General features: G+C 64.1%; 21 protein-coding genes and 1 pseudogene. 12 read left to right on the plus strand and 10 right to left on the minus strand.

Features of this window, described 5'->3' with window-relative positions:
- Positions 1-5: 5 nt before the first annotated feature.
- Positions 6-770 (minus strand): 5'/3'-nucleotidase SurE, encoded by a 765-nt coding sequence (gene surE, locus HQ354_RS03850; RefSeq protein WP_167675994.1) that lies wholly within the window; start codon positions 768-770, stop codon positions 6-8.
- The gene (locus tag HQ354_RS03855; protein ID WP_167675996.1) at positions 767-1,795 is read right to left on the minus strand and encodes a 1-phosphofructokinase family hexose kinase; all 1,029 of its coding nucleotides are present in this window, start codon (positions 1,793-1,795) and stop codon (positions 767-769) included. The genes surE and HQ354_RS03855 overlap by 4 nt, the downstream gene beginning before the upstream one ends.
- A gap of 109 nt (positions 1,796-1,904) precedes the next feature.
- Here HQ354_RS03855 and HQ354_RS03860 point away from each other — a divergent pair, with 109 nt between their 5' ends.
- Together HQ354_RS03860 and HQ354_RS03865 are read left to right on the plus strand one after the other, a co-directional pair.
- Positions 1,905-3,275: a mycothione reductase gene (locus HQ354_RS03860; protein ID WP_308115111.1), complete on the plus strand. Its 1,371-nt coding sequence runs from the start codon at positions 1,905-1,907 to the stop codon at positions 3,273-3,275.
- Positions 3,276-3,302: 27 nt separating this feature from the next.
- Positions 3,303-4,181: a glucose 1-dehydrogenase gene (locus tag HQ354_RS03865; RefSeq protein WP_084424044.1), complete on the plus strand. Its 879-nt coding sequence runs from the start codon at positions 3,303-3,305 to the stop codon at positions 4,179-4,181.
- 16 nt (positions 4,182-4,197) lie between these two features.
- Here the strand turns inward: HQ354_RS03865 and HQ354_RS03870 are convergent, their stop codons facing one another.
- From HQ354_RS03870 to HQ354_RS03880, 3 genes are all read right to left on the minus strand, one after another.
- A complete protein-coding gene (locus HQ354_RS03870) occupies positions 4,198-4,854 on the minus strand; it encodes a TetR/AcrR family transcriptional regulator (protein ID WP_068431328.1) in 657 nt (218 codons plus the stop codon).
- A gap of 7 nt (positions 4,855-4,861) precedes the next feature.
- Positions 4,862-6,340 (minus strand): MFS transporter, encoded by a 1,479-nt coding sequence (locus tag HQ354_RS03875; protein WP_068431329.1) that lies wholly within the window; start codon positions 6,338-6,340, stop codon positions 4,862-4,864.
- A 110-nt stretch (positions 6,341-6,450) separates the two neighbouring features.
- A complete protein-coding gene (locus tag HQ354_RS03880) occupies positions 6,451-7,059 on the minus strand; it encodes a GyrI-like domain-containing protein (RefSeq protein WP_068431331.1) in 609 nt (202 codons plus the stop codon).
- Between the two features lie 183 nt (positions 7,060-7,242).
- Between HQ354_RS03880 and HQ354_RS03885 the strand changes: the two genes are divergently transcribed.
- Positions 7,243-7,824 (plus strand): DedA family protein, encoded by a 582-nt coding sequence (locus tag HQ354_RS03885; RefSeq protein ID WP_114331009.1) that lies wholly within the window; start codon positions 7,243-7,245, stop codon positions 7,822-7,824.
- Between the two features lie 28 nt (positions 7,825-7,852).
- On the opposite strand, the gene HQ354_RS03890 is transcribed toward HQ354_RS03885, so the two are convergent.
- The 4 genes from HQ354_RS03890 to HQ354_RS03905 all read right to left on the minus strand — a co-directional run bounded on the left by HQ354_RS03890 (position 7,853) and on the right by HQ354_RS03905 (position 12,557).
- Positions 7,853-9,034, minus strand: coding sequence for a phytanoyl-CoA dioxygenase family protein (locus HQ354_RS03890; RefSeq protein ID WP_068431503.1), 1,182 nt, complete (start codon positions 9,032-9,034; stop codon positions 7,853-7,855).
- A gap of 173 nt (positions 9,035-9,207) precedes the next feature.
- Positions 9,208-10,674 carry an APC family permease gene (locus tag HQ354_RS03895; protein WP_222634191.1) on the minus strand — a complete coding sequence of 489 codons (1,467 nt, stop codon included), beginning with the start codon at positions 10,672-10,674 and terminating at the stop codon, positions 9,208-9,210.
- Between the two features lie 124 nt (positions 10,675-10,798).
- A complete protein-coding gene (locus HQ354_RS03900; RefSeq protein ID WP_157105423.1) occupies positions 10,799-11,254 on the minus strand; it encodes a hypothetical protein in 456 nt (151 codons plus the stop codon).
- A gap of 109 nt (positions 11,255-11,363) precedes the next feature.
- Positions 11,364-12,557 carry an acyl-CoA dehydrogenase family protein gene (locus tag HQ354_RS03905; RefSeq protein ID WP_222634192.1) on the minus strand — a complete coding sequence of 398 codons (1,194 nt, stop codon included), beginning with the start codon at positions 12,555-12,557 and terminating at the stop codon, positions 11,364-11,366.
- Between the two features lie 309 nt (positions 12,558-12,866).
- On the opposite strand from HQ354_RS03905, the gene HQ354_RS25460 reads away from it, so the two are divergent.
- The 8 genes and pseudogenes from HQ354_RS25460 to HQ354_RS03940 all read left to right on the plus strand — a co-directional run bounded on the left by HQ354_RS25460 (position 12,867) and on the right by HQ354_RS03940 (position 20,654).
- Positions 12,867-13,145, plus strand: coding sequence for a hypothetical protein (locus HQ354_RS25460; RefSeq protein ID WP_261768435.1), 279 nt, complete (start codon positions 12,867-12,869; stop codon positions 13,143-13,145).
- 15 nt (positions 13,146-13,160) lie between these two features.
- Positions 13,161-14,258 (plus strand): annotated as a pseudogene (locus tag HQ354_RS03910) (NtaA/DmoA family FMN-dependent monooxygenase); the annotation flags it as partial.
- A 28-nt stretch (positions 14,259-14,286) separates the two neighbouring features.
- Positions 14,287-15,498 (plus strand): acyl-CoA dehydrogenase family protein, encoded by a 1,212-nt coding sequence (locus tag HQ354_RS03915; protein ID WP_068431506.1) that lies wholly within the window; start codon positions 14,287-14,289, stop codon positions 15,496-15,498.
- 2 nt (positions 15,499-15,500) lie between these two features.
- Positions 15,501-17,411 (plus strand): ABC transporter permease, encoded by a 1,911-nt coding sequence (locus HQ354_RS03920; RefSeq protein WP_222634193.1) that lies wholly within the window; start codon positions 15,501-15,503, stop codon positions 17,409-17,411.
- Positions 17,389-18,210, plus strand: a complete 822-nt coding sequence (locus HQ354_RS03925; protein ID WP_222634194.1) for an ABC transporter ATP-binding protein — start codon at positions 17,389-17,391, stop codon at positions 18,208-18,210. The genes HQ354_RS03920 and HQ354_RS03925 overlap by 23 nt, the downstream gene beginning before the upstream one ends.
- On the plus strand, positions 18,207-18,908 hold the full coding sequence (locus HQ354_RS03930) for an ABC transporter ATP-binding protein (RefSeq protein WP_222634195.1): 702 nt from the start codon (positions 18,207-18,209) through the stop codon (positions 18,906-18,908). Before HQ354_RS03925 ends, HQ354_RS03930 begins: the two co-directional genes overlap by 4 nt.
- Before the next feature lie 15 nt (positions 18,909-18,923).
- Positions 18,924-20,120, plus strand: coding sequence for an ABC transporter substrate-binding protein (locus tag HQ354_RS03935; protein WP_222634196.1), 1,197 nt, complete (start codon positions 18,924-18,926; stop codon positions 20,118-20,120).
- A gap of 138 nt (positions 20,121-20,258) precedes the next feature.
- Positions 20,259-20,654 carry an OsmC family protein gene (locus tag HQ354_RS03940; protein WP_222634197.1) on the plus strand — a complete coding sequence of 132 codons (396 nt, stop codon included), beginning with the start codon at positions 20,259-20,261 and terminating at the stop codon, positions 20,652-20,654.
- On the opposite strand, the gene HQ354_RS03945 is transcribed toward HQ354_RS03940, so the two are convergent.
- Positions 20,644-21,132 carry a hypothetical protein gene (locus HQ354_RS03945; RefSeq protein WP_222634198.1) on the minus strand — a complete coding sequence of 163 codons (489 nt, stop codon included), beginning with the start codon at positions 21,130-21,132 and terminating at the stop codon, positions 20,644-20,646. The two genes, HQ354_RS03940 and HQ354_RS03945, sit on opposite strands and share 11 nt — an antisense overlap.
- A 104-nt stretch (positions 21,133-21,236) precedes the next feature.
- Between HQ354_RS03945 and HQ354_RS03950 the strand changes: the two genes are divergently transcribed.
- Entirely contained in the window at positions 21,237-22,481 is a 1,245-nt protein-coding gene (locus HQ354_RS03950) for an APC family permease (protein WP_222634199.1), read from the plus strand.
- The last annotated feature ends 394 nt before the right edge of the window (positions 22,482-22,875 follow it).

A 22,875-nucleotide genomic window follows, 5' to 3' on the forward strand; every position in this document is an offset into this window, starting at 1 on the left:
GACGCTTACCGCGACGAGATCGTCATGGTCAAGGCCGCGAGATCGACGTCGACAGCACTCGGTGCGCGCAGCGAGGTCACGGTCGCCCACTTACGGCCGATGAGCCCGGCATCGCTGTCGTCGTCGCTCTCCGCGACGATCTCGTCGAAGCGCACGGTCACGAAGCCCTCGCCTCGGTCGCCGATCTCCGCCTGCACCGCGCCGAACTCGGCCAACGGCGCAGCGGCGACGCCCTCGAGTTCGTCGAGTGGCACGTCGGGAATGTTGACGTTCAGCACGGAATCCGGCCTACCGTTCTCCATCGTCCACCGCACCGCATCGCGTACCACGAGCTCGGCGGTGTCCCAGTGCGTGGGGTTCGTCGTCGCGAGCGACGCCGCCATTGCCACCACGCCGTGTGTCGACGCCGTCAGGGCCGCGCCGACGGTTCCCGAATGCAACACGGCCGAGCCGGTATTGGGGCCGTGGTTGATGCCCGACAGCACCAGGTCGGGTGGATCCCCGAACGCGCCGCGTGTGGCGACGAACGCGATCAGGGCCGGCGACGCCTTCACGGCATACACCGGGACGTCGGCCAGACCGTCGATGGACCGGGTCGTGACCGCCAGACGCGAGTCGCTGCCCATCCCCGTCAGCGACGCGCTCGCACCGCTGCGCTCCTCGTGCGGAGCGGCGACGACTACGTCGAGACCAGCTTCGACGGCGATACGCGTCAACAACGCGATGCCGTCGCTGAAGACGCCGTCGTCGTTGGTGACCAGTGCCCTCATGACGCGGATCCGAACGTGCGGACATCCACGGCTTCCGTCAGTCGCAGGACGAGATCGCGCTGACCGCTGCCGAGGCCACGTCGCGTGACGTTGGCGCTTCCCGCACCGCCACCCAGTTGCAGAGCGTCCCTCATCGACATTCCTCTCGCCAGACCGGTCGCGATACCGGCACTCATCGAATCGCCCGCGCCGTGGTGGTCGACCTGACTCAGGTCGGGGGTCACGATTTCGAGGACTTCGTCGTCCACCAGAGCGAGCGCGGGTTCCGCGGCACGGGAGATGACGACTACCTGGGCGCCCTCGTCGTGCAGCGCTCGCATGGCCTCGATCAGCGCCTCCGGTTCCTCGGAATCTGCTCGGCCGTCCTCGATCAGATCCTCGTGACTGACCTTGAGCACGGTGAGCCCACCTGCCAATGCGGCCGTCATCGTCGGTCCGGACAGATCCGCCACGATCGGCACCCCGAGCGCAGTCAGATCGGCGGCCAGTCGGGTGTAGAGCTCGGGTGGGACGACGTTCCCGGAGTGGGGTCCGCCGAGAATGGCGATGTCGCTCTTGCTTCCGACTGCAAGCGACAGGCCGAACAAGTCGTCCAGTGCGTGGCGCGCCAAGGGCGGCGGGTCGACGGTCGCGACTTCCTTGCGTTCCCCGTCGCGGCGGTCGTGCACGTACGAACCGCTTTCCTGGCCGATTTCGACGGCCTCGACCTTGATGCCCTCGCGTTCGATGAGGTCACGCAGAACGCCACCGATCTCACCACCGAAGACCCCGCACAGCGTCACATCCAGGCCGAGCACCGAAGCCATCCGGGAGATCCAATGCCCTTGGCCACCCGCATGCACGTGCAGTTCCGGGTCACCGCTGGGCGAACAATCCAGCGTCACCGTCAACAACGGCGAAGGGGCGAATACGAATGCGGTCGGACTTTCGCGAATGTCAGGCACCGAGACGGAATGCCCGATCCACGCGCGGGTCAAACGGACTTTTCGGACGCCGTCGATACCGGTGGCGCCGCCGTCGTGCATGTTTCGCGGGGCGACGGTTCGGCAACACCGAAGAGGTGTGGCCCTCTCGCGCGCCTCGCCCGAAGCGCGGTGTGAACCAGGCACACGACCACCGAAAGGGCTCGCACACGTGCACTTCGACATCGTCATCATCGGCGCAGGTTCGGGAAACATGGTCGCGGACAGCCGCTTCGACGACAAGTCCGTCGCCATCGTCGAGGAAGCCGCCTTCGGTGGTACCTGCCTGAACGTCGGATGTATCCCGTCGAAGATGTTCGCGTACACGGCCGATGTGGTCGACACCGTCGTCGGCGCGCCGAATTTCGATGTACCTGTCGATCAGGACTCGGTGTCGGCCCGGTGGCCCGACGCTCGCGATCGCATCTTCGGTCGCCTCGATCGTGACGCGCGCGACGCGCGTCGGGGGCGTGAGGAGGCACCCAACATCACGGTCCTGACCGGAACCGCTCGGTTCGTCGCTGGGAAATCCTTGCGCGTCGAACTGGCGGACGGATCGACGACCGATGTCAGCGGCGATCGCATCGTCGTCGCGGCGGGAAGCAGACCCGTCGTCCCCGACGCTCTCGCCGGCGACGACATCGGCTGTCACACATCGGATTCCATCATGCGCATCGACGAGGCCCCGACGCGCCTCGCCGTTCTGGGCGGCGGGTACATCGGAGCCGAATTCGCACATATCTTCTCGCGCTTCGGGTCGGCCGTCACGATCATCGAACCGTCGAAGACTCTGTTGTCGGGCCACGACGAGACGATCACCGACACCTTCACGACAGTGTCCTCGGCCCGCTTCGATCTTCGACTGGAGAACTCGGTGACGGCGGCACGCCGCACGGCCGACGGCATCGTCCTGTCACTGGAGAACGGCGACACACTGACCGTCGACACCGTGCTGGTCGCGACGGGGCGCACACCCAACACCGATCGACTCGACTGCGCCGCAGCAGGACTCGACATGGACGACGACGGGCACCTGCTCACCGACGCGCAACAACGCACCAACGTCGACGGCATCTTCGCGCTCGGTGACATCTGCGCGTCCGTTCCACTCAAGCATGTCGCCAACCGTGAAGCGAAGGTGGTGGCACACAACCTGGCCGACCCGGACCATTTCCTCCGGATGGACGACGACCTCGTGCCGTCGGCTGTCTTCACCATTCCCCAGATCGCCAGCATCGGAAAGACGGAACAGCAACTGCGAGACTCGAACACCGCCTACGTGGTCGCACAGAAGAAGTACTCGGACGTCGCCTTCGGGTGGGCCATTCAAGACGACACGGGTCTGTGCAAGATCCTGGCCGACCCGGACAGCGGTCGAATACTGGGCGCCCACATTCTCGGACCGCAGGCGGCGACGATGATCCATATTCTTTCCGTCGCAATGCACTTCGACATCTCGGCGCAAGACCTCGCCCGACGGCCGTTCTGGACACATCCGGCGCTCCCGGAACTGATCGAGAACACGCTGTTGGACATTCACTGAAATCATCTCGAACGAAAGGACATGCACATGACCGACCCGACGACCAGGTTTCCGATGCCCGAACGGAGCGGACAGCCGGAACTGCCGCATCCAGGGCTGACCCAGGACATGGTGACCGCTCCCGACCACGGAGAGAACAGCTACCGCGGATCCGGGCGACTGGACGGGCGCAAAGCACTGATCACGGGCGGCGATTCGGGAATCGGCCGCGCGGTCGCGCTGGCGTTCGCGAGAGAAGGCGCCGACGTCGTCATCGCGCACCTCGAAGCGGAGGCTGCCGACGCCCAGGCGACCGTCGAACTGATCGAATCCGCGGGACGTTCCGGACGCGCGATCGCATGCGACATCACCGACGAGGCGCAGTGCGCTTCTCTGGTATCCGCGGCGGTCGACACACTCGGCGGCCTCGACATTCTGGTCAACAACGCCGCGTACCAGATGGCCCAGAACGGCGGTATCTCCGACATCACTACCGAACAGTTCGATCGGGTGCTCAAGACCAACCTGTACGCACTGTTCTGGATTTCGAAAGCCGCTGTGGGAGTGATGAAATCGGGGTCCACGATTGTCAACACCACGTCGATTCAGGCGTCGAATCCCTCGCCGGAGCTGTTGGACTACGCTACGACGAAGGCCGGTATCGTGGCCTTCACCAAGGGTCTGTCCGCTGATCTCGCCGAGCGCGGAATCCGTGTGAACGCTGTCGCTCCGGGACCGATCTGGACCCCGTTGATACCGGCGACCATGCCCGCATCCAAGTTCGAGAAGTTCGGTGAGACGGTCCCTCTCGGACGCCCAGGACAACCTGCCGAGCTCGCGCCCGCGTACGTGTTCCTGGCCTCGGACGATTCGAGCTACATCACCGGCGAGACCATCGCCGTGACCGGGGGAACGCCGATGACGTGAGGCGACTCCGTCGTCGTCATCGGGTGCTCGGGGCCTGCCACAACCCGACGATCGCGTCGATCAGATCGGTACCGCACCGATTCCACTCCTCGACGGGGTCCGCGCGCGAGTCGGCGACGTCCCGTTCCGTTTCGGCGACGAAGTGTGTCATCAGGTTGCGTGCCATCGCCCCGCGCGAGCTCCTGACGTCGGCGGGCAGGTCGGGCTTGCGCGCGTCGAGGCCCGCGACGATGCGACGCAGCGATGCAGACGCGAGTGCTTCCTCGTACACGATCGGACGGAGCACGGGATCGGTGATCACCTGCGCGGCGAATCGTGCATACCACGTCGGACGTCCGAGCTGCGCCAAATAGTCGGTCGACGGCCTGACGAGAAGCGTGATCCATGTGCGCAGATCGTCTCGGTCCGAGTCGTCGTTCGCATCCGATTCCAGCAGGTCTCGCCGGATTCGCTCTATACCGCGAGCGTGTTTGACGACGATCGCGCGCACCAGGTCTTCCTTCGTACCGAAGTGGTAGCCGACAGCCGTGTTGTTCCCTTGGCCCGCAGCTTCGCTGACCTGACGGTTCGACACTGCGAACACGCCCTGTTCGGCGAACAGCCGTTCTGCGGCAGTCAGAATCACCTCGCGCGTCTCTGCCGCGCGAGGTGATCTGCTCTTCGAATGCGTCACTGCACCATTATCGGGCCGAGACCGACTCGTCGTCGTCGGAGACCGCCACCGACCGGCTCGCATCGGCGTCCGGTCGTGCCGGAACGAACCGCGGCAGGAAGGCTGCGATCACCAATGCGACAACCGCCGCGCCCGCGGCGACCCCCATGACGACCTTGAAACCGTCCTGCGACGGCAACGACACCGAGCCCATCGACATGGTCATCTGCGCGAGGATCACGCCCGCGACCGCACTTGCGAACGACGTTCCGAGAGAACGCATCAGCGTGTTGAAGCTGTTCGCCGCGGCAGTCTCCGACGCGGGGACGGCTCCCATGATCAACGCAGGCATCGCACCGTAAGCCAGACCGGTGCCCGCACCGATGACGAGCGAGACCAGAACGAGCTGCCACACGGCGCCCATCAGGAAGACGCCGCCTCCGTAACCGATTGCCACCGTGATCGCACCCACCATCAACGTCACCTTCGGACCCATGGTGGTCGTGATTTTCGACGAGAGCGGCGCCACCACCATCATGACGAGACCGGACGGCGCCATCACGAGACCGGACAACAGCATCGACTGCCCCAATCCGAATCCGGTCTCCTTCGGCATCTGCAGAACCTGCGGAAGAACCAGCGTCATCGCGAACATCGCGAAGCCGAACACGATGGACGCGAGGTTCGTGAACAACACCTGCTTGCCGACACTGACGCGCAGATCGACGAGCGGCTGCGCCACTCGAAGTTCCCACCAGGCCCACACCGCGAACGCAGCCGCCGCGACGACGAAGCACGCCAGCGTCGTGCCACTGCTCCAGCCCCACGTTGCGCCCTTCGAGATCCCGAGGAGCAGCGTGACGAGGCCGATCGACAGCGAGGCCGCACCACCGAAATCGAACCGACCACCGGTGCGGACGGCCGATTCGGGGACGACCGTGACGACCAGCACCGTGACGACCGCACCCAGCCCGGCCGCGGTCCAGAACAGGAAGTGCCAGTTCGTGTATTCGGCGATCAAGGCGGCTGCAGGCAATCCCAGTGCACCGCCGACGCCCAACGAAGCGCTCATCAAAGCGATGGAGCCGGGCAGTTTGTGCACGGGCAGGACGTCCCGCATGACGCTGATCCCCAGCGGAATCACGCCCGCTGCAAGTCCTTGCAGCGCGCGCCCTGCGACGAGCGGAACGAGGCTGCTGCTCAGCGCGCCGACCACGGACCCGGCAATCAGGAGCCCGAGGCTGACGAGCAGCATCCGACGCTTACCGAACATGTCTCCGAGACGACCCATCGTCGGGACCGCGACTGCTCCGGCCAAGAGCGTCGCCGTCACCACCCACGCGGTGTCCGACGCCGGCGCGTTCAGCAGCGACGGCAACTGCGGGATCAACGGAATGACAAGGGTCTGCATCAGTGCGACGACGATGCCCGCGAACGCGAGTACGGCGACGACCGGACCCGTTGCGGGCGCGTGCTGCTCGTCGTGCGCAGCGTGCGTAAAGCTCATGAGAACTCCAGAAATAGGGGACGTGCGACCGCCATGTGGTTCAGTCGACTGACTTAAACTACGAACGTTGCTTGTATCCGTCAACTAATTCGCGGTGGATGTGTCCTCTATCACGCGACGGGCTGACGCAAGATGGTGCGCAGTTTCGACGCGTCCACGCGGCGTGGGTCGTTCAGATAGATCTCGTGATGCTTGCCGGTCATCGTCAGCCCCGCTTCGGGCAGATAGCGGTGATGCAGTTCTGCGAGCACAGGAGCCTCGTCGTCGTAGGGGCCCACATGGAGCGTCTGAACACACCGGCCTTCTCGAAGCGTCTCGACACGCACCGCGTCGATACTCCGCGGGTTGCTCTTGCCCCTCACGGCGACGACGGCCGCGTCGAACATCGACGCGTCGATCCAGTCCGGCACCATGATCATGACCGTCCAGTGCCATGCCGTTTTGTCCCGAGCGGTCGTGAACGAGTCCATGTCCGGCGCCCACCACAGCGCCTCCAGCGGCGGTACGACGTAGTCGCGTGTCAGATCGCGTTTGCTGGCGAACTTCAGCGTGTACGCCACCGGGTACAGCGCGGCGAGCGCATCGGCGTATGCGGATGCAGTGTTGGGGTCGCCCTGACCGTCGATCATCGCGTACTGCATCGGCGGCATGTCGACGACTCGAAACTCGCCGAGACGCGCGACGTATCCGTCGAGTGTCGTCTTGAAATCGACCTTCACGCCGGGCCCCGTCCGTCGGTTCAGGCGATCACAGTACCGCTGACCGCCTGAACGAGGACTCGACCGAGCACGCCACGGCGCCCGAATCGTCCATTTCGTACAGTGGATGCAGTGAACCACGTATCGAGCATCGCTGCATCCGAGAACGAGCTGGGTGGACTGGCCGGTTGGGCCGTCGGATTGATGGAGGCGATCGGCGGCCCAGGAGCGGGCATCGCGGTCGCGGCGGAGAACTTCTTCCCTCCCCTGCCGAGTGAGATCATCCTGCCGTTGGCGGGGTTCACCGCGTCGCAAGGCGGGATGACGCTGTTCAGCGCGTTGTTCTGGACCACAGCAGGCTCGGTGATCGGCGCGCTCGTTCTGTACTGGCTGGGCGTGAAGCTCGGGCGTGACCGGATGTACGCGATCGTCGACCGCATGCCGTTCGTCGACACGAATGATCTCGCGAAGGCAGAGGATTGGTTCGCCCGCCACGGTCGATCGGCGGTGTTCTTCGGTCGCATGATTCCGATGGTGAGATCGGGCATCTCCGTACCTGCAGGCGTCTCTCGCATGCCCGTCCTGCAGTTCACCCTCTACACCACGCTCGGCAGCCTGATCTGGAACTCGATCTTCGTCCTCGCCGGCTACTTCCTCGGCGAGAACTGGCACTACGTCGAGAATTACGCCTCGGTTTTCCAGTACGTCGTCATCGGGGTCGTCGTCGCTCTGGTCGTGTTCTTCGTCGTGAAGAAGAGGAAGAAGCGCCGCCAGCCGGCCTCCTGACGAAGACCGGCCGACGGCGTCGAACCGTCTAGGCCTGGTGACGAGCGAACAGCGCTCGTGCCGCCACGTCGAATTCCTCGAGGCTCATGCGGCTGTCCACGGCGCGCTTCACCAGTTCCGCATGGGTCTCCCCTGCCAATCCGGTGATCGGCTGGTCGAGATCCAGGTTCGACGGAAATGCGTAGCCCTCGGCGGATGCAGCGATCACGTTGTCGACCTCGCGGTCCCGACCCTGCTCGGTCCAGTCGAGCAAGATCGGGTACAGCGCGGAACCGATGACCTCACGGTCGACGCTGTCGAGCGCCCGTCCGAACGGGGACGAGACCTGCAGCAGGTTCGCCATGCGATAGATGTCGCTCGACGTGTTGTGACCGGCGGCATGGAACAGGGCGGGATTGAAGAACACCGCGTCGCCCTCCTCGAGGGGCAGCTGAATGTAGTTGTCCGCGAAGTACTCTCTGAACTCCGGAAGGTTGAACGCGATGTAGCCCGCTTCGAACTTCTGCGAGTACGGAAGGTACATCGTCGGGCCGCTCTCGATCGGCATGTCGCAGTGCGCCACTGCTCCCTGCAGCGTCAGGGCCGGTGACAGTCGATGGATGTGTGCCCGGAACTTCGCCGCGGTGTCCGTCGACATGAAGCCTAGGTGGTAGTCGCGATGCGGATTCTGTGCGGCCCCACCGGGGTTGACGACGTTGATCGCCGACGTGACTTGGTACATCGGACCTAGCCACGCCTCGGACACCAGCGCGAGAAGGTCGTTGGAGTAGTAACGGGCGAACTGTTCGGGCTCGGCGATCGCGAGCTTCTGCAATGCGGACCAGATGCGGTCGTTCGCACCCGGCTTCGCGAAATGATCTCCGCCCACCACACCGCTCTCGTGCTGCCGACGAATGATGTCGCGGAATGTCGAGGTGGTTTCCTCGATCGCGTGTTCCGACGTGAAAGCCTTCTTGAACACCACAATTCCGGGCCCGTTCAGCAAAGCGTCCGCGAGCTCGTCCTGAATCTCGGCACGAACAGCCGCATCCGAGGCCTTGTCGGTCAGCGCAGCTGCGTCGTAGATCAACACGTTCTTCAGTACGTCGAACGCGTGCGGGTAGTCGGCCAACGCCGTTTCCTGCGACACCAGAGCTCGGAATTCGTCGATGTCGCAATCGGACTCGCGAAGTCGGCCGGTGCGTGGGGTCTGCTGGATGTTGCTGGTCATGACACCGTCCTCGGCTGTGGAAAGGGTGGAACCGCGCATCACGGTTCCGGTGAAGTGGTTCAAAGCTTGCCGAACGCGGCAGCACGCGCACAACCCGCAAACCCATCAACTTTCCCTCGAGGATATCGAACGGCGATCGTGTCGGCGCGCGCGGCCGTGGAACGCGACCGACGCTAGCTCTTGTCGGTCGCCATCGTGGCTGCAAGCCGTGCATGTCGACGTCCGTACGCGAAGTAGATGACCAGCCCGAGCGCGAGCCACACCAAGAACCGAATCCACGTCTCGACCACCAGGTTCAGCATCAGATAGACACAGGCAAGACCGGACAGGATCGGCACGAGCGGAGAGAACGGAACACGGAAGGGCCGCTTCAGATCCGGCTTGGTCCGCCGAAGAATCGGCACCGCGAGGGAGACGAGGAGAAACGCGAACAACGCTCCGATGCTGACCATTTCGGCGAGTTCCTTCAGCGGCACCAGCGCGGCGAGCAACGCGACGGCTACCACGACGCCTGCGGTCAGTCGGGTGGGTGTGCCGAATCGGGGTGAGACCTTGGCGACCGATTTCGGCAGCAAGCCGTCCCGTCCCATGGCGAACCCGATGCGGCTGATCGTCACCAGTTCGACGAGGATCACCGACGTCAGTCCTGCGACCGCTGCGATCGACACGAGGGAGCCGGCCCAGCTCGCACCGACCGCGTCGAAAGCTTTGGCAATCGGAGCACTGTCGTCGAGATCGGTGTACTGGACCATTCCCGTCACGACGAACGCGACGAGCATGTAGAGAACTGTGCAGGCCACCAGCGTGCCGATCAACGCCCGAGGCAGATCGCGTGACGGATGCTTGGATTCCTCACTGAGATTGGCGACGGCTTCGAAACCGGTGTAGGCGAAGAACACCACTGCTGCGGCAGTGACGACGCCCGCGACGCCGAATGCTGCAGGCGCGATACCCGCCACTGCCTGCATGAGCGGTTGGTCGAGGGTCGAGCCGCCTGCCTCCGCCGGGGCCGACTTCGGAACGAAGGGCACGAGGTTGGATTTGCTGATGAAGAAGAAGCCGGCGACGACGATGAACACCGAGATCGCCACCTTGATTACGACGAGCGTGTTCGTCACGCGCGCAGACTCTTTGACACCGACCGCCGCGACCACTCCGAGCGCGACGACGATCAGCACAGCGCCCACGTTGACGGGCGCCTCCTCGGTGAACAGACTTGGTGGAAGTCCGAACAGGTCCGCAAGGTACCCCGACCAGCTGCGGGCGACGACTGCGGCGCCGAGAGCGAACTCCAACACGAGATCCCAGCCGATGATCCATGCGAACAGTTCGCCCAAGGTGGCGTAGGCGTAGGTGTAGGCGCTCCCGGCCGTCGGAACCGCGGACGCCAGTTCGGCATAACACAGGGCGGCGAGCAAACTGACGACACCAGCGATCGCGAACGACAGCACGACGGCGGGGCCGGCATTCTCCTTCGCTTGAACTCCGGTCAGCGTGAAGATGCCCGTCCCGATGACGATTCCGACGCCGAAGCCGACGAGATCACGAAGACGCAGTTGCTTGCGCAGACTTCCCGGGCCACTGTCGTCATCCACATCGTTCTTGATCTCGTCGACCGTCTTGGTGCGGAATATGTCCATTCATGTGACGCTAGAACACGAATTATCATGTTGGCCAACCGAACTCGATGTTTATTTTGCGACTTTTCGGGATTACGGACATATCGGGAAATACGCCCGTACCTGTGCGCTCGTACGGTACCGGTCAGGACCCGTCGCCGAGGTAGGCATCCAGTACTGCACGATTCAGCTCAGCCGCGGCGACGACGATGGCGGCCGCCTGAGCGGGGTCACACGTGCCATCGGTCGTCACCGCCACCGCTTCGCGTAGTCGCGCGCACATCTCGGTCACCTCGGGGTCGGAGGACTCGTCCACGTCGGCCGGTTCCGATTCGTCGACGAGCGAGAGCCGCGGCAACGAAACATCGTCGACGGTCGGAGTGCTCTCACCCTCGCGGTCGGCGGTCTCGTCCGCGGTCTCGGGACGGTAGTTTCTGGCATTGCCGTTCAGTACCGTCCGCTCCCCTTTCGACAGTGCGACGAAGGTCGCTCGTCCCGCGTCCGGATCGCCGCTCACCCGGAACACCGATGACGGCGCTGCCACCTTGCGCACCACCATCCCGTCTTCGACGCCGTTGGGGTTGCGGCGTGTCCACGCCATATCGGTCACCTCCGGGTGCGCTCGACGGGATTCGGCTCCCGTTTCAGACTTGCACACGACCGATTCGGCGTCGACTTTCGCTAAGACGGACCCTGCACCGCCACCGACCTCAGACGGACCCGTCGAGGAGCCACCGACCGGCCCGGTGATACTTCCATCGAGCCGGGTCGTGGGTGCTGTGCGTGCGCACGTCACGCCAGTAGCGGTGGAAGTTCAGCGAGTCCGACGTCGACCGGGCGCCGATGAATTCGAACAGCTCACTCGCCGCTCGCTCCGCACTCTCGCTCGCGAAGGCACTGGCTTCGGCCACCGTGACGGCTGCCCGTTCGTAATCGTGCTCGGTGCGCACGACGTCGGCATGGTCGAGTCGTCGAGCGGCTTCGTAGAGCAGCTGCTCCGCGGCGTGTACGTGCGTCCCGAGCTTGCCCACTCGGTACGCGGTCAGCGGGTCGTCGACCGCGCGGTCGACGTGCGCTGTACGCCACGGTCGAGCGACGTCGCGCAGCAGTTCGGCACCCCGGTCGAGGACGCCGAGCCCTATTCCGACGTCGACGGCGGCATGGATGACGGTTGCGTACGGCGGGAACGTGTTCTTTCGATGATGCCCGTCGAAAGGCCTCAGCGAGAACAGTTCCGGCACTTCCACCCCGCTCAACCGGACCGTTCCGCTGTGAGTACTACGCTGCCCCATGGCGTCCCAGTCGTCGACCACGGTCAGTCCCGCTGCGTCGCGCGGCACGTACGTCAACGAGAATTCGCCGGATTCGGTGGCGGCCTGCACCGGTATCCACTGCGCGGTCAAGGCCCCGGTCGAGTAGTGCTTGACGCCGTCGAGCACGACCGTTCCGCGACCGGTCTCGGTCAGCGTCGTCGTCGGCAACGACAGCACGGGCCGAGACCCACGTTCGGCTTGCGCGTTTCCGAACCGGTGTCCTGCAAGGATTTCCGCCGCGAAGTGACGCTTCTGTTCGAGTGTTCCGTCGGAAAACAACGGTTCGATCAGGTGGAAGTGGTTCTGCGGTACCTGACCGAGCGATCCACTGGCGCGGGACAGAACGACGAACACCCGGACGACGGTTTCGTAGGAGACGCCGGCGCCACCGAACTCGCGAGGCACGCGGATTCCCAGAAGACCACTCTCGGCAAGGGAGGTCAGTTCCTCGACCGGAATCTCCCGAGAGCGGTCCAATCGATCCGCCGCCGCACGAAAGACGTCGGCCAATTCATGGGCTGCCGCGAGAGCCTCGTCGGCGTCGCGTAGAACGGCGACCTTCCCGATCGGCAAAGCGGTGTCCGCGGTCATCGATTCTCCTACCATTCTCGGGGAATTACCCGCCGCTGCAGCATTGCGAGGGGCCCGGGCAGACTCAATCACCGGACCGAGAAAGCTGTCAACCTGCGATAACGTCCATCTGTGATGTACGTCACCACTTTCCCGGCATGCGGTCGACAGGAATGCCCTGTGGTCTGGCGAACTTTAAAACCAGCGTGAATTTAATTGAGGAATTTCACTCCGATGAAGAAATGCGCAGGCACGAAAAGTTTGACTTCAATTCGCGCCGGTGTAACTGTTCTGCCCGGAACTGCACAGTCCGAAAAGAAAGTTCTGTCGATGCCAAGACCGCTCGTCTACAACGCTTTCCTGCACTTGACACCCAATCACCACAGCCACGGCTACTGGCGGACCCCCGAGGGCCGCGTCCAATACGGATACAAGGATTTGCAGCCGTACATCGACGTGGTGAAGACGCTCGAGCGGGGCCGAATCGACGCGCTCTTCATCGCTGATGTCGTCGGGGTGTACGACCTCGACTTCGGAGACGGCACGACGACCATACGCGCAGGCTCGCAGTTCCCGGAGAACGATCCGATCACTATCGTCTCGGCATAGGGGCACGCTACCGAGCATCTCGGTATCGCAGTGACCAGCAACATCATTCAGGACCATCCGTTCTCCTTCGCCCGACGCCTCTCCTCGCTCGACCACTTCACGAACGGTCGCGTCGCGTGGAACATCGTGACGTCGTATCTGAGCAACGGATTCCGCAACTACGGGTACGACGAGATAGTCGGCCACGACGACCGATACGAGTGGGCACAGGAATATGTCGACGTCACCTACAAGCTCTGGGAACACTCGTGGGAGGACGACGCGGTTCTCCACAACCACGAGACCGGTGAATTCTTCGACCCCGCCAAGATCCACACCATCGATCACGTCGGCAAGCGCTACAAGGTGCAGGGTCCGCACATCGTCGAGCCGTCACCGCAGCGCACACCCGTTCTCTTTCAGGCCGGGAATTCCCCTGCCGGACGTAATTTCGCGGTCACCAATGCCGAGGTGACGTTCCTCCCCTCGTACAGTCCCGCCTCAGCGGTGCGTGACGTCGCGATCCTCGACGAGCAGGCGCGCGCGATCGGTCGCGAGCCGTCGTCTCTCAAGAAAATCGTGATGCTGTCCACCATCATTGGTTCGACGGAAGAGGAAGCGAAACGAAAGCGCGAGTACTTCCGAGAAAACGTCGACTTCGAAGCACTGCAAGCATTCTGGAGCGGAGGATCCGGCATCGACCTGTCTTCCGTCGATCCGGATACGCCGTTGTCCGAACTTGCCGGCCGGGCCCAACTCGGCAACCACGTGCAGTCCAACTTCCGCGCCGCGGCAGATTCTCTGGAGGACCCGTCGACGGTGAGTTGGCGCGAGTACCTCGTCGAGAAGTCTCTTCTGCCGGGCAGATTCGCCGGCACGCCGGAGCAGATCGCCGATCACGTGCAGGATTGGGCCGACTCCGGGATCGACGGTTTCAACGTCGTACCCATCACCACGCTCGGTTGGTGGGACGAGTGGGTCGACCACGTCGTGCCTGTACTGCAGGACCGCGGCCTAGCTCAGCGCGAATATGCGCCGGGCACGCTGCGTGAAAAGCTGTTCGGCCGTGGCGACCGCCTCGGTGACGACCACCGTGCCCGCTCTGTCCGCATCGGCAGCCACCAACCCGCATGATTCATATCCACTTCTCCGGAGCCACTTCATGACTGCCACGCTCGACCCCATCACGGTGCGAGAACGATTCGCCGATGTCCTGGCCGACATCGCAGCCACCGCCGTCGCGCGCGACCGCGATCGCACACTCCCCCACGACCTGGTACGACGGCTCGCCGAACGCGGTTTCGGCGCCCTGCGCGTACCGACGGAATTCGGCGGGTCGGGTATCGCGGTTCCCGAACTCGCCGAGCTGGTACTCGATCTCGGCGCCGCCGACTCCAATGTCGTGCAACTGCTTCGCACGCACTTCATCTTCACCGAGGCGATCATCCACTCGCCTGAATCCGACGAACGTTCGGAGTGGTTGCGCCGCATCGGACGTGGCGACCTGTTCGGCGGCGCCTACACGGAACAGAATGCGCAGAACCAAACCCACTTCTCGACGCGCATCGAGTCGAGAACCGGTCGACGCCTGGTCACCGGACGCAAGTTCTACAGCACCGGGTCCCTCTACGCGGACTGGATTCTCACCACTGGAGAGGGAGACGACGACACTGTCGAGCAGGCCGTCGTGCCCGCGAAGGCCGACGGCGTCACACTCGTCGACGACTGGCACGGATTCGGTCAGAAGCTGACCGCAAGTGGCACGACGGTGTTCGACGCGGTCGACGTGACCGACGCTCCCCAGTTGCCCGCCGACCTGGAGCTGGGAAGCTACGGTACGTCCGTCGCGCAGTTCTGGCACCTGCTCGCCCTCGCGGGAATCGCCCGCGCGGCGCACGTCGACGTCGTCGAGTACGTCCGCGGTCGGGCCCGCTTCTTCAGCCAGGGTGCCCGGCAGTTGCCCCGTGAGGACGCGCTGGTGCAGCAGGTCGTCGGTGAGGTCAGCGCGGCACGCCATGTCGCCGAGACGCTGGTACGTCATTCGGCTCGCACGCTCGGCGACCACGGCACCGCCTTGCTGGGAGGCAACAACTCGCAGGAGCTGGAGGACGCGACCGAGATCGAGATCTACCGTGCTCAGGTGTCGGTCATCGATACCGTGTTGAAGGCCGTCACCCGGTTGTTCGACGTCGGCGGCGCATCGGCGCTCAGCGTGGAGAAGGGCTGGGATCGACACTGGCGCAACGCACGAACACTGGCGAACCACAATCCGACGCCGTACCGTCTGGCGAGTATCGGCGACTTCGACCTGAACGGCGCGTCCCCGTTCCGGCAGTGGCTCAGCGGCATCGACCTGCGCAACAGGGAGAGCTAGCCGTGGACTTTCTCACCTACGCCTCGCTCGGATTGTCGACGGGTGGCGCCTACGCACTGGTCGCGCTCGGGCTGATCGCCGCCTACCGCGGCACCGGCGTCATCAATTTCGCGCAGGGCGCGCTGGGAACTTTCGGTGCTTACTCCTTCTGGAAGCTGCACGAAGCCGGCTTGCCGCTCCCCATCGCCATCGCAGCAGGCGTCGTGGTCAGCGGTCTGATCGGCGTCGCCTTCTTCGCGATCGTCGGCAAACGCCTGGCGCATGCACCCGTTGTCACCAAGATCCTGATCACGCTCGGTCTACTACTGGTTCTGGAAGCCGTCATCCGACTCGTCTGGACCAATCACCAGATCACCATCGATCCGTTCCTGGTCAGCGGCGGGTTCGAGGTCGGCGGGGTACGCGTGCAGAACATTTCCGTCCTTCTCGGAGTCACCGCCCTCGTCGCCACCACAGCGTTGCATGCGCTGTTCACCCGAACGCGGTTCGGCTTGATCACCATGGCCATCCAGGACACCGACCTCGGTGCTCAGTCCATCGGAATCGATCCACGTAAGTGGGGATCGGCCGCATGGGGTCTCGCAGGTGTGCTGTCCGCTGCAGGCAGCGTCCTCGTTCTCCCGATAACGCAGTTGTCGCCGACGTCGGCTGCGCCGATTCTGGTCCCTGCGCTGGGGGCCGCGCTCGCGGCGAAGTTTCGCAGATTCTGGGTGGCGTTCGGCGTAGCGATCGGAGCCGGTGTGCTCGAGGGCCTCGTCACCGGACTGTACGACGCGCAACTTGCGCGTGCCGTTCCGCACATCATCGCGCTCGCAGTTCTCATCGTGTTCGCACGCACCGACATGAGCCGAGGAACCCGCGAAGTCAAGGCGGTCTTCCACGTCGGATCGGGACGAATCCGCCCGCTGCATGTCGTGATCGGTACCGCTGTCGTCGTCACGCTCGTCACCTTCGGAAACGGTTCGACAGTCGACGCATTGAGCCTCACTGCGATTTTCGGCCTCGTCGCTCTCGGCATCGTCGTGTCGACGGGTTACACGGGCCAGGTCAATGCACTGCCGCTCACGTTCGCCGGCATCTCGATGCTCGTGTTCGGTGCAGTGAGCCACCACGACGCCTCGCTCCTCACCGCCGCGGCGGCAGCGGTGGTCGTCTCACTCGTCGTGGCAGGCCTCTCGTCGATCGTGTTCGTACGTGCCCGCATCTACGAAGTGACCATCGGGTCCCTGGCAATCGCGTCGATCGTGCAAGTCCTTGTGTTCTCGGTGGACAAGTTCTTCAACGGCACGACGGGATGGGCCATCGGTGACACCGAGCTGTTCGGGATTTCGTTCAGCAACATCGTCGAACCTCAGAACTTCGCACTGCTGGCGTGGACCGTGCTGATCGTGGGGCTGATCGTCGTCGCGAACATTCGACGCTCTGCTGTCGGGCGCTATCTGCTGTCGGTGCGACAGGACGAGCGCCTGCCCGCCGCTCTCGGAATCAACGCTGTGCGAGCGAAATTCACGTCGATTCTCCTGTCGGGCACGTTGTGGGGGCTCGCGGGAATTCTGCTCGCGATTCAGCGTGGGTTCATCTCCAAGGGTCAGATCACGTTGGAGGGCTTCACCTACAGCGATTCGTTGGCACTGATCGCGTTCACGATTCTCGCCGGTACAGGACATCTCGCCGGCGCGGTCCTGGCAGGGTTGTTCGCCCCAGGTGGACTCCTCGCGAGCATCCTGTCCTTCACACCCGACATCAACGACTGGTTGTCGTTGTTCTTCGCCGCGAACATGATCCTCGTTCTGACCACCGAACCCGACGGGGTCGTCGGCCAGTTCCTTCGGCTCCGCGGCGCGGCGTTTCGCACGTTCCGATCGGCTCCCGTACAGAAGGAGAAGGTGCATGCCACGCTTGAACGTCAGTGACCTGTCCGTCGACATCGGAGACCACAGGATTCTGAACGACGTGTCCTTGTCGGTGCCCGAGGGCCGAATCGTCGGACTACTCGGAGCCAACGGCGCAGGCAAGAGCACCGCGATCGACGCCATCACCGGGTATCAGCGCGTCACGTCGGGCACCGTCGAGGTCGACGGCAAGGACGTGACAAGGACGACCGCACCCGCTCGGGCCCGTCACGGCCTCAGCCGCACGTTCCAGGACTACCTGCTGTTCGAGGACCTCACCGTGGAGGAGAATCTCCTCTCCGCTACGGAAGTCAGGAGCCGAAAGTCGGTCGCTGCCAGCATTGTTCGGTTCGGTCGGCCCGGCGCCCAGGAATTCGCGCGGGTCGACGAGGTTCTCGTGGCCCACGGTCTCGACGACATCCGCCACAAGCGCGTCGAGGAGCTGTCTCTCGGTTGGCACGCACGAGTGAATCTGGCGCGCGCCGTCGTGCAGGATCCGTCCGTGCTGTTGCTCGACGAGCCGGCCGCCGCGCTCAGCCTCGATGCACGACGACGCGTCGTCGACACCGTCAAGAACATTCGTGACACCTCGGACATCGCAATACTGTTGGTGGAGCACAACTTGGACGTCGTCACCGAAGTCTGCGACGACATCTACGTTCTCGAAGCGGGGTCCGTCATCGCGCACGGCCCCACTTCCGAGATCCTCGATCATCCGATGGTTCGGTCCATCTATCTCGGCGAGGAAGAACCCGGAGCTCTACCGGCCGGGAGCGGAGCCGGCGGAGTGACCCAGAAACGCACCGAGGTGACCGCATGACGATGGCAATCGACACCGCTGGCCTGCACGTGAAGGGCCTGACCGTCGACTACGGCAACGGCGCGGGGCTGTGGGACTTCGATCTCGACGTCGCACCCGGCGAAGTGGTCTGTGTCATCGGCAAGAACGGCGCGGGCAAATCCAGTGCATTGCTGGGCATTTCGGGTTTCGTGAAGCCACAGTCCGGATCGGTCGTGGTCGACGGGCATTCGCTCACGGGTACTCCGTACCGACGGTGCAAAGACCACATCGGTCTCGTCGTCAAGGGACGTTCGCTGTTCGGAAGCTTGACCCTGGCCGAGAACCTCGCGCTCGCGCACATCGACGATCGCGACTTCTTCGACCTCTTCCCACAGCTCGCCGATCGTCGCGACGTACCCGCCGGAAGCCTCAGCGGAGGTCAACAGCAGCTGGCCGCCGTCGGCCGAGCGCTTCTGCGTGACGTGCGTGTCGTGTTGCTCGACGAATTGACGTTCGGACTCAGCCCGGCCGTCCGAACCCTGATCGCGCGTGTCGTCGGCGAGCAGGCCCGAGACCGAGGCATCAGCGTGGTCGTAGTCGAGCAGCACGTGGAGACTGCGGTTGCCATCGCCGATCGCACCCTCGTACTCGCCGACGGCCGAACCGCACTCGAGCTCTCACGCGACGAATTGGTCGACGCCACCGAGCACGTCGAACACACCTATCTACACCCCTGATCACGAAGGAAAACCATGTCTACACGTAAGTTCCGTGCGGGTCTGATCGGCTTGTCCGCACTGTCGCTCCTGGCCGCCGGATGCTCCGGGGGTGGCGACAGCGACTCCGACACGATCAACGTCGGCTTCATCGCGCCGCTGTCGTCGTCGCCGTCCGCGTTCCAGGATCCAGCATTGGTTGCCGAGATCGCCGAGAAGGCCGTCAACGACCAGGGCGGCATCAACGGCAAGAAGCTGAACGTCATCGTCTACGACACGAAAGGTCAGCCGGCCAACGTCATCGCGGGCGCACGCAAGCTCGTGAACGGGGACGACGTCGTCGCGTTCATCGGCGGCAACAGCGGCGACGGTCTCGCCGAGATCGGCAAACAGGCAGGCGTCGTCAACTGGTTCCCGATGGGCTGCGCCGCTGCCGACGTCTCGAACGAGCTGTCGATGATCGCTGCACTCAACTGCGCCGGCGCGGCTCAGGGAACGTACCTGGGCGGCGCCAGGTTCAAGCCGAAGAAGGCCGTCTACGTCGCGTACGCAGGCAATACTCCGTACATCGAGAATGCGAAGCTCGGGTACCGAAATGCCGGCGTCGACGATGTCGAGATCATCGAGATCGCGCCCGACACGACCGATTACGCGCCCGTCATCGCCAAGATCAAGGCGGCGAACCCGGACGTGTGGGGCGGCATGATCTACACGCCGGAAAAGCTGACCGCACTGGTCCAAGCTGCCGTCGACCAGAACCTGCGAATTCCGTTGGTGCTCAGCAACAACGTCATGGAAGACGCAACCATCAAGGTCGTCTCCGACTCCGGAATCCCGAACTCCGTCGCGCTCGAAAAGGGTGAGGATGCGGCGCAGTTCGCCACGTGGAAGGAGTACGAGGACCAGCTCGCGAAGTACGACCCGGAAGGCAAGGTCAAGACTCCGCACGACGGCAGCGTCAGCACCGACTGGCTGGCCGTCTGGACGTTCGCACAGGAAGCACGCAAACTCGACACCGTCGACCGCGATACCTTCCGCGAGCACACCCAGAATCTGACGGACTTCCAGACCGACGTACTGCACGACATCGATTTCACGATCCAGGACGGTCCGGTCCTCACTGCGCCGCGTCAAGCCAACTTATGGGCCTTTGCCGGTCACATCGCCGACGGCAAGCTGCACGTCGACGACCCGACTCCGTTCAGCGCGTTCGAGAAGACGCCAGTGCAGTAGCACCGCCACTTCGTCCGACGAGATCGAAGTTGTGTAACCGATCAGAAGAATGCCGGTGCACAACTTCGGCTTGGTCGTCGTGTCGACAGGCCGTGACCCCCACGTTTCGCGACGGTCCGGCTCGGGCATGCGGACGCCATGCCCTCAATCCTCTACACCGCACAGGTGACCGCGACACCCGGATCCGTCGAAGCAAGCGACGGCGCTCTGACGTTGGACGTGCACGAACCCTCGGAACTCGGTGGAACCGGTGGATCCACCAACCCCGAACAACTGATGGCCGCAGCTTTGGCGTCGTGTCTGCTCGAGTCCGTCCGCATCGCTGCAGGCACGGCCGGCGAAACCATCGACGACGTGTCCGTCGAAGGTTCGGTCAGCCTGTCCGACACGGACGGCGTCGGCTACGACGCCACATACTCTCTCGCTGTGTCGCTGCCGAACTTCGCGAACCCCGACAACGTTCTGGCTCAAGCGAAATCGATCTGCCCGTTCCTGAAGAAACTCGACGACGTCGACGTGACCCTCACCGACTGAAGTCTCTTTTCGCGCCGCTGCGAGTCAGCACGAGACCTGTACCGACGACGCCGATCAGACTGATCGCCAAGGCAATCGAGGACCACCCCTCGGTGTGCCAGTACACGTCCTCCAGAGTGATCAACAGCGCTGCTTCGTCCACGATCAGACCGAGACCGATTCCCAGTGCCGCTCCCATCCAGGACCGACTTCTGGGTGAGCGGTCGACGAGCCCGAACACGGCCACTCCCACCAGAATCAGTATCCCCCACAGGTAATGGTGAAGGTGTACGCCGCCGGCGGACACGTCACCGACGTTGCTGGTGTCGATTTGGATCAGCCACGTCACCAACCTCGCGCCGCCGAACGTCACGGTGAATGCCAACCACGCCAACACGATTCCTCGGCGCGCGGGATCCACTTGTCGGAGCCGACGTGGAAACCGGAACCGAGCGGGAGTGGCTATCTCGTGGGACTTAGCGGCGGCATCGTCGGACATACTTACTGTCTACTCCAGTATGCCGGGGCGCCATCCCTCACCCTCGCCGAGCGGTGATGTGACGGCAGAGGAAGATGACGACGCGTACACAGTCTGGAGGACACGTGACATCTGGTGGGGCGCTCGCGCGGCGATTGGGGCTGTCCGACGCGATCGTGATCGGCGTCGGATCGATGATGGGCGCGGGTGTGTTCGCGGCGTTCGCCCCGGCGTCGGCAGCCGCGGGCGTCGGTCTGCTCGTCGGTCTTGCTGTCGCCGCGATCGTCGCCGTGTGCAACGCCCTGTCGTCGGCGCAGTTGGCTGCCCAGTATCCGACGTCGGGTGGCACGTATGTGTACGGGCGAGAACGGCTCGGGCACTGGCCGGGGTTCCTCGCCGGGTGGAGTTTCGTGATCGGCAAGACTGCGAGTTGCGCAGCGATGGCGTTGACGTTCGCCCACTACGCAGTACCCGACGAGTACACGAAACTCGCTGCCGTGGCGGCGGTGGTGGTGCTCGCCTCCGTCAACTACGTCGGCGTGACGAGAACCGCGGCGCTGACCAAGGTGCTCGTGACACTCGTCCTGATCGTTCTGGTGGGAACCACGCTCGTCGGGCTGTCGGCACCGACGCGTCTGCCCGACGCCTCGGCGAGTATCGACCACGGCTGGTACGGAATCCTTCAATCGGCGGGACTGCTGTTCTTCGCATTCGCCGGCTACGCGCGCATCGCCACGATGGGCGAAGAAGTCGCGGACCCACGCCGAACCATCCCTCGCGCCATCATCACGGCTCTGGCGATCGCTCTGTGCATCTACGCCGTCGTCGCGGTAACGGTCCTCGCGGTGCTGGGACCCGACCAGCTCGCTGCGTCTACCGCACCGCTCGTCGATGTCGTGACCACGGCGGGCCAGGCGTGGGCAGCCCCGATCGTGCGCGTCGGCGCCTCGCTGGCAGCGCTGGGTGCCCTGCTGGCGCTCATCGCGGGAATCGGGCGCACATCGCTGGCAATGGCTCGCAACCGCGACCTACCGCGCTGTCTGTCAGCGGTGCATCCGCGCTTCGCGGTACCCCACCGCGCCGAGATCACCCTCGCCGTGGTGGTCGCAGTTCTGGTTCTCACCGTCGACCTTCGCGGCGCGATCGGGTTCTCGTCGTTCGGGGTTCTGCTGTACTACCTGATCGCCAACGTCAGCGCATGGACGCAGGCGCCGGACGATCGTCGGTATCCCCGACCTGTTCAAGCAGTGGGGGCCGTGGGATGCGTCGCGCTCATGGCGACCTTGCCCGCGCCGGCGATCGGCGTCGGCGTCGCGGTTCTCGCCGTCGGGGTCGTGTATCGCTGCGTTCGACTCCGACGGGCCCGCTGACGTCTCCGCCCGTCCGACATGTTCTGCGACGGCACAGGGTCGACGACCCGCCCTGTCTCCAGGCCGCCCGACATCGTCGACAACATGTCCACGGCCCCGACGAGGGCCAGCAGACAGAACAACGCAACGAACCACACCGAGAATCCCATCACGACAGACGCAATCCCCGCCCCGGCCAGCCCCACGACAACGAGGGCACCCCATCTTTCGTACACGCGAGAACTCCACTCGTTGCGGTTCCACTGTTTCGTCAATGAACATTCGCAGCGCGCGCAGCGGGGGCACAGAGTCCAAAGTCACCGACGGACGGCACAAGACCTCGTGTGCGGTGTCGCGAATTCAGTTCTCTCTCCGGACTTTTCGGCGACTGGACCTGCGGTCGTCACGAAAACGA

Source organism: Rhodococcus sp. BP-261 (assembly GCF_019835205.1).
Lineage (GTDB): Bacteria > Actinomycetota > Actinomycetes > Mycobacteriales > Mycobacteriaceae > Rhodococcoides > Rhodococcoides kyotonensis_B.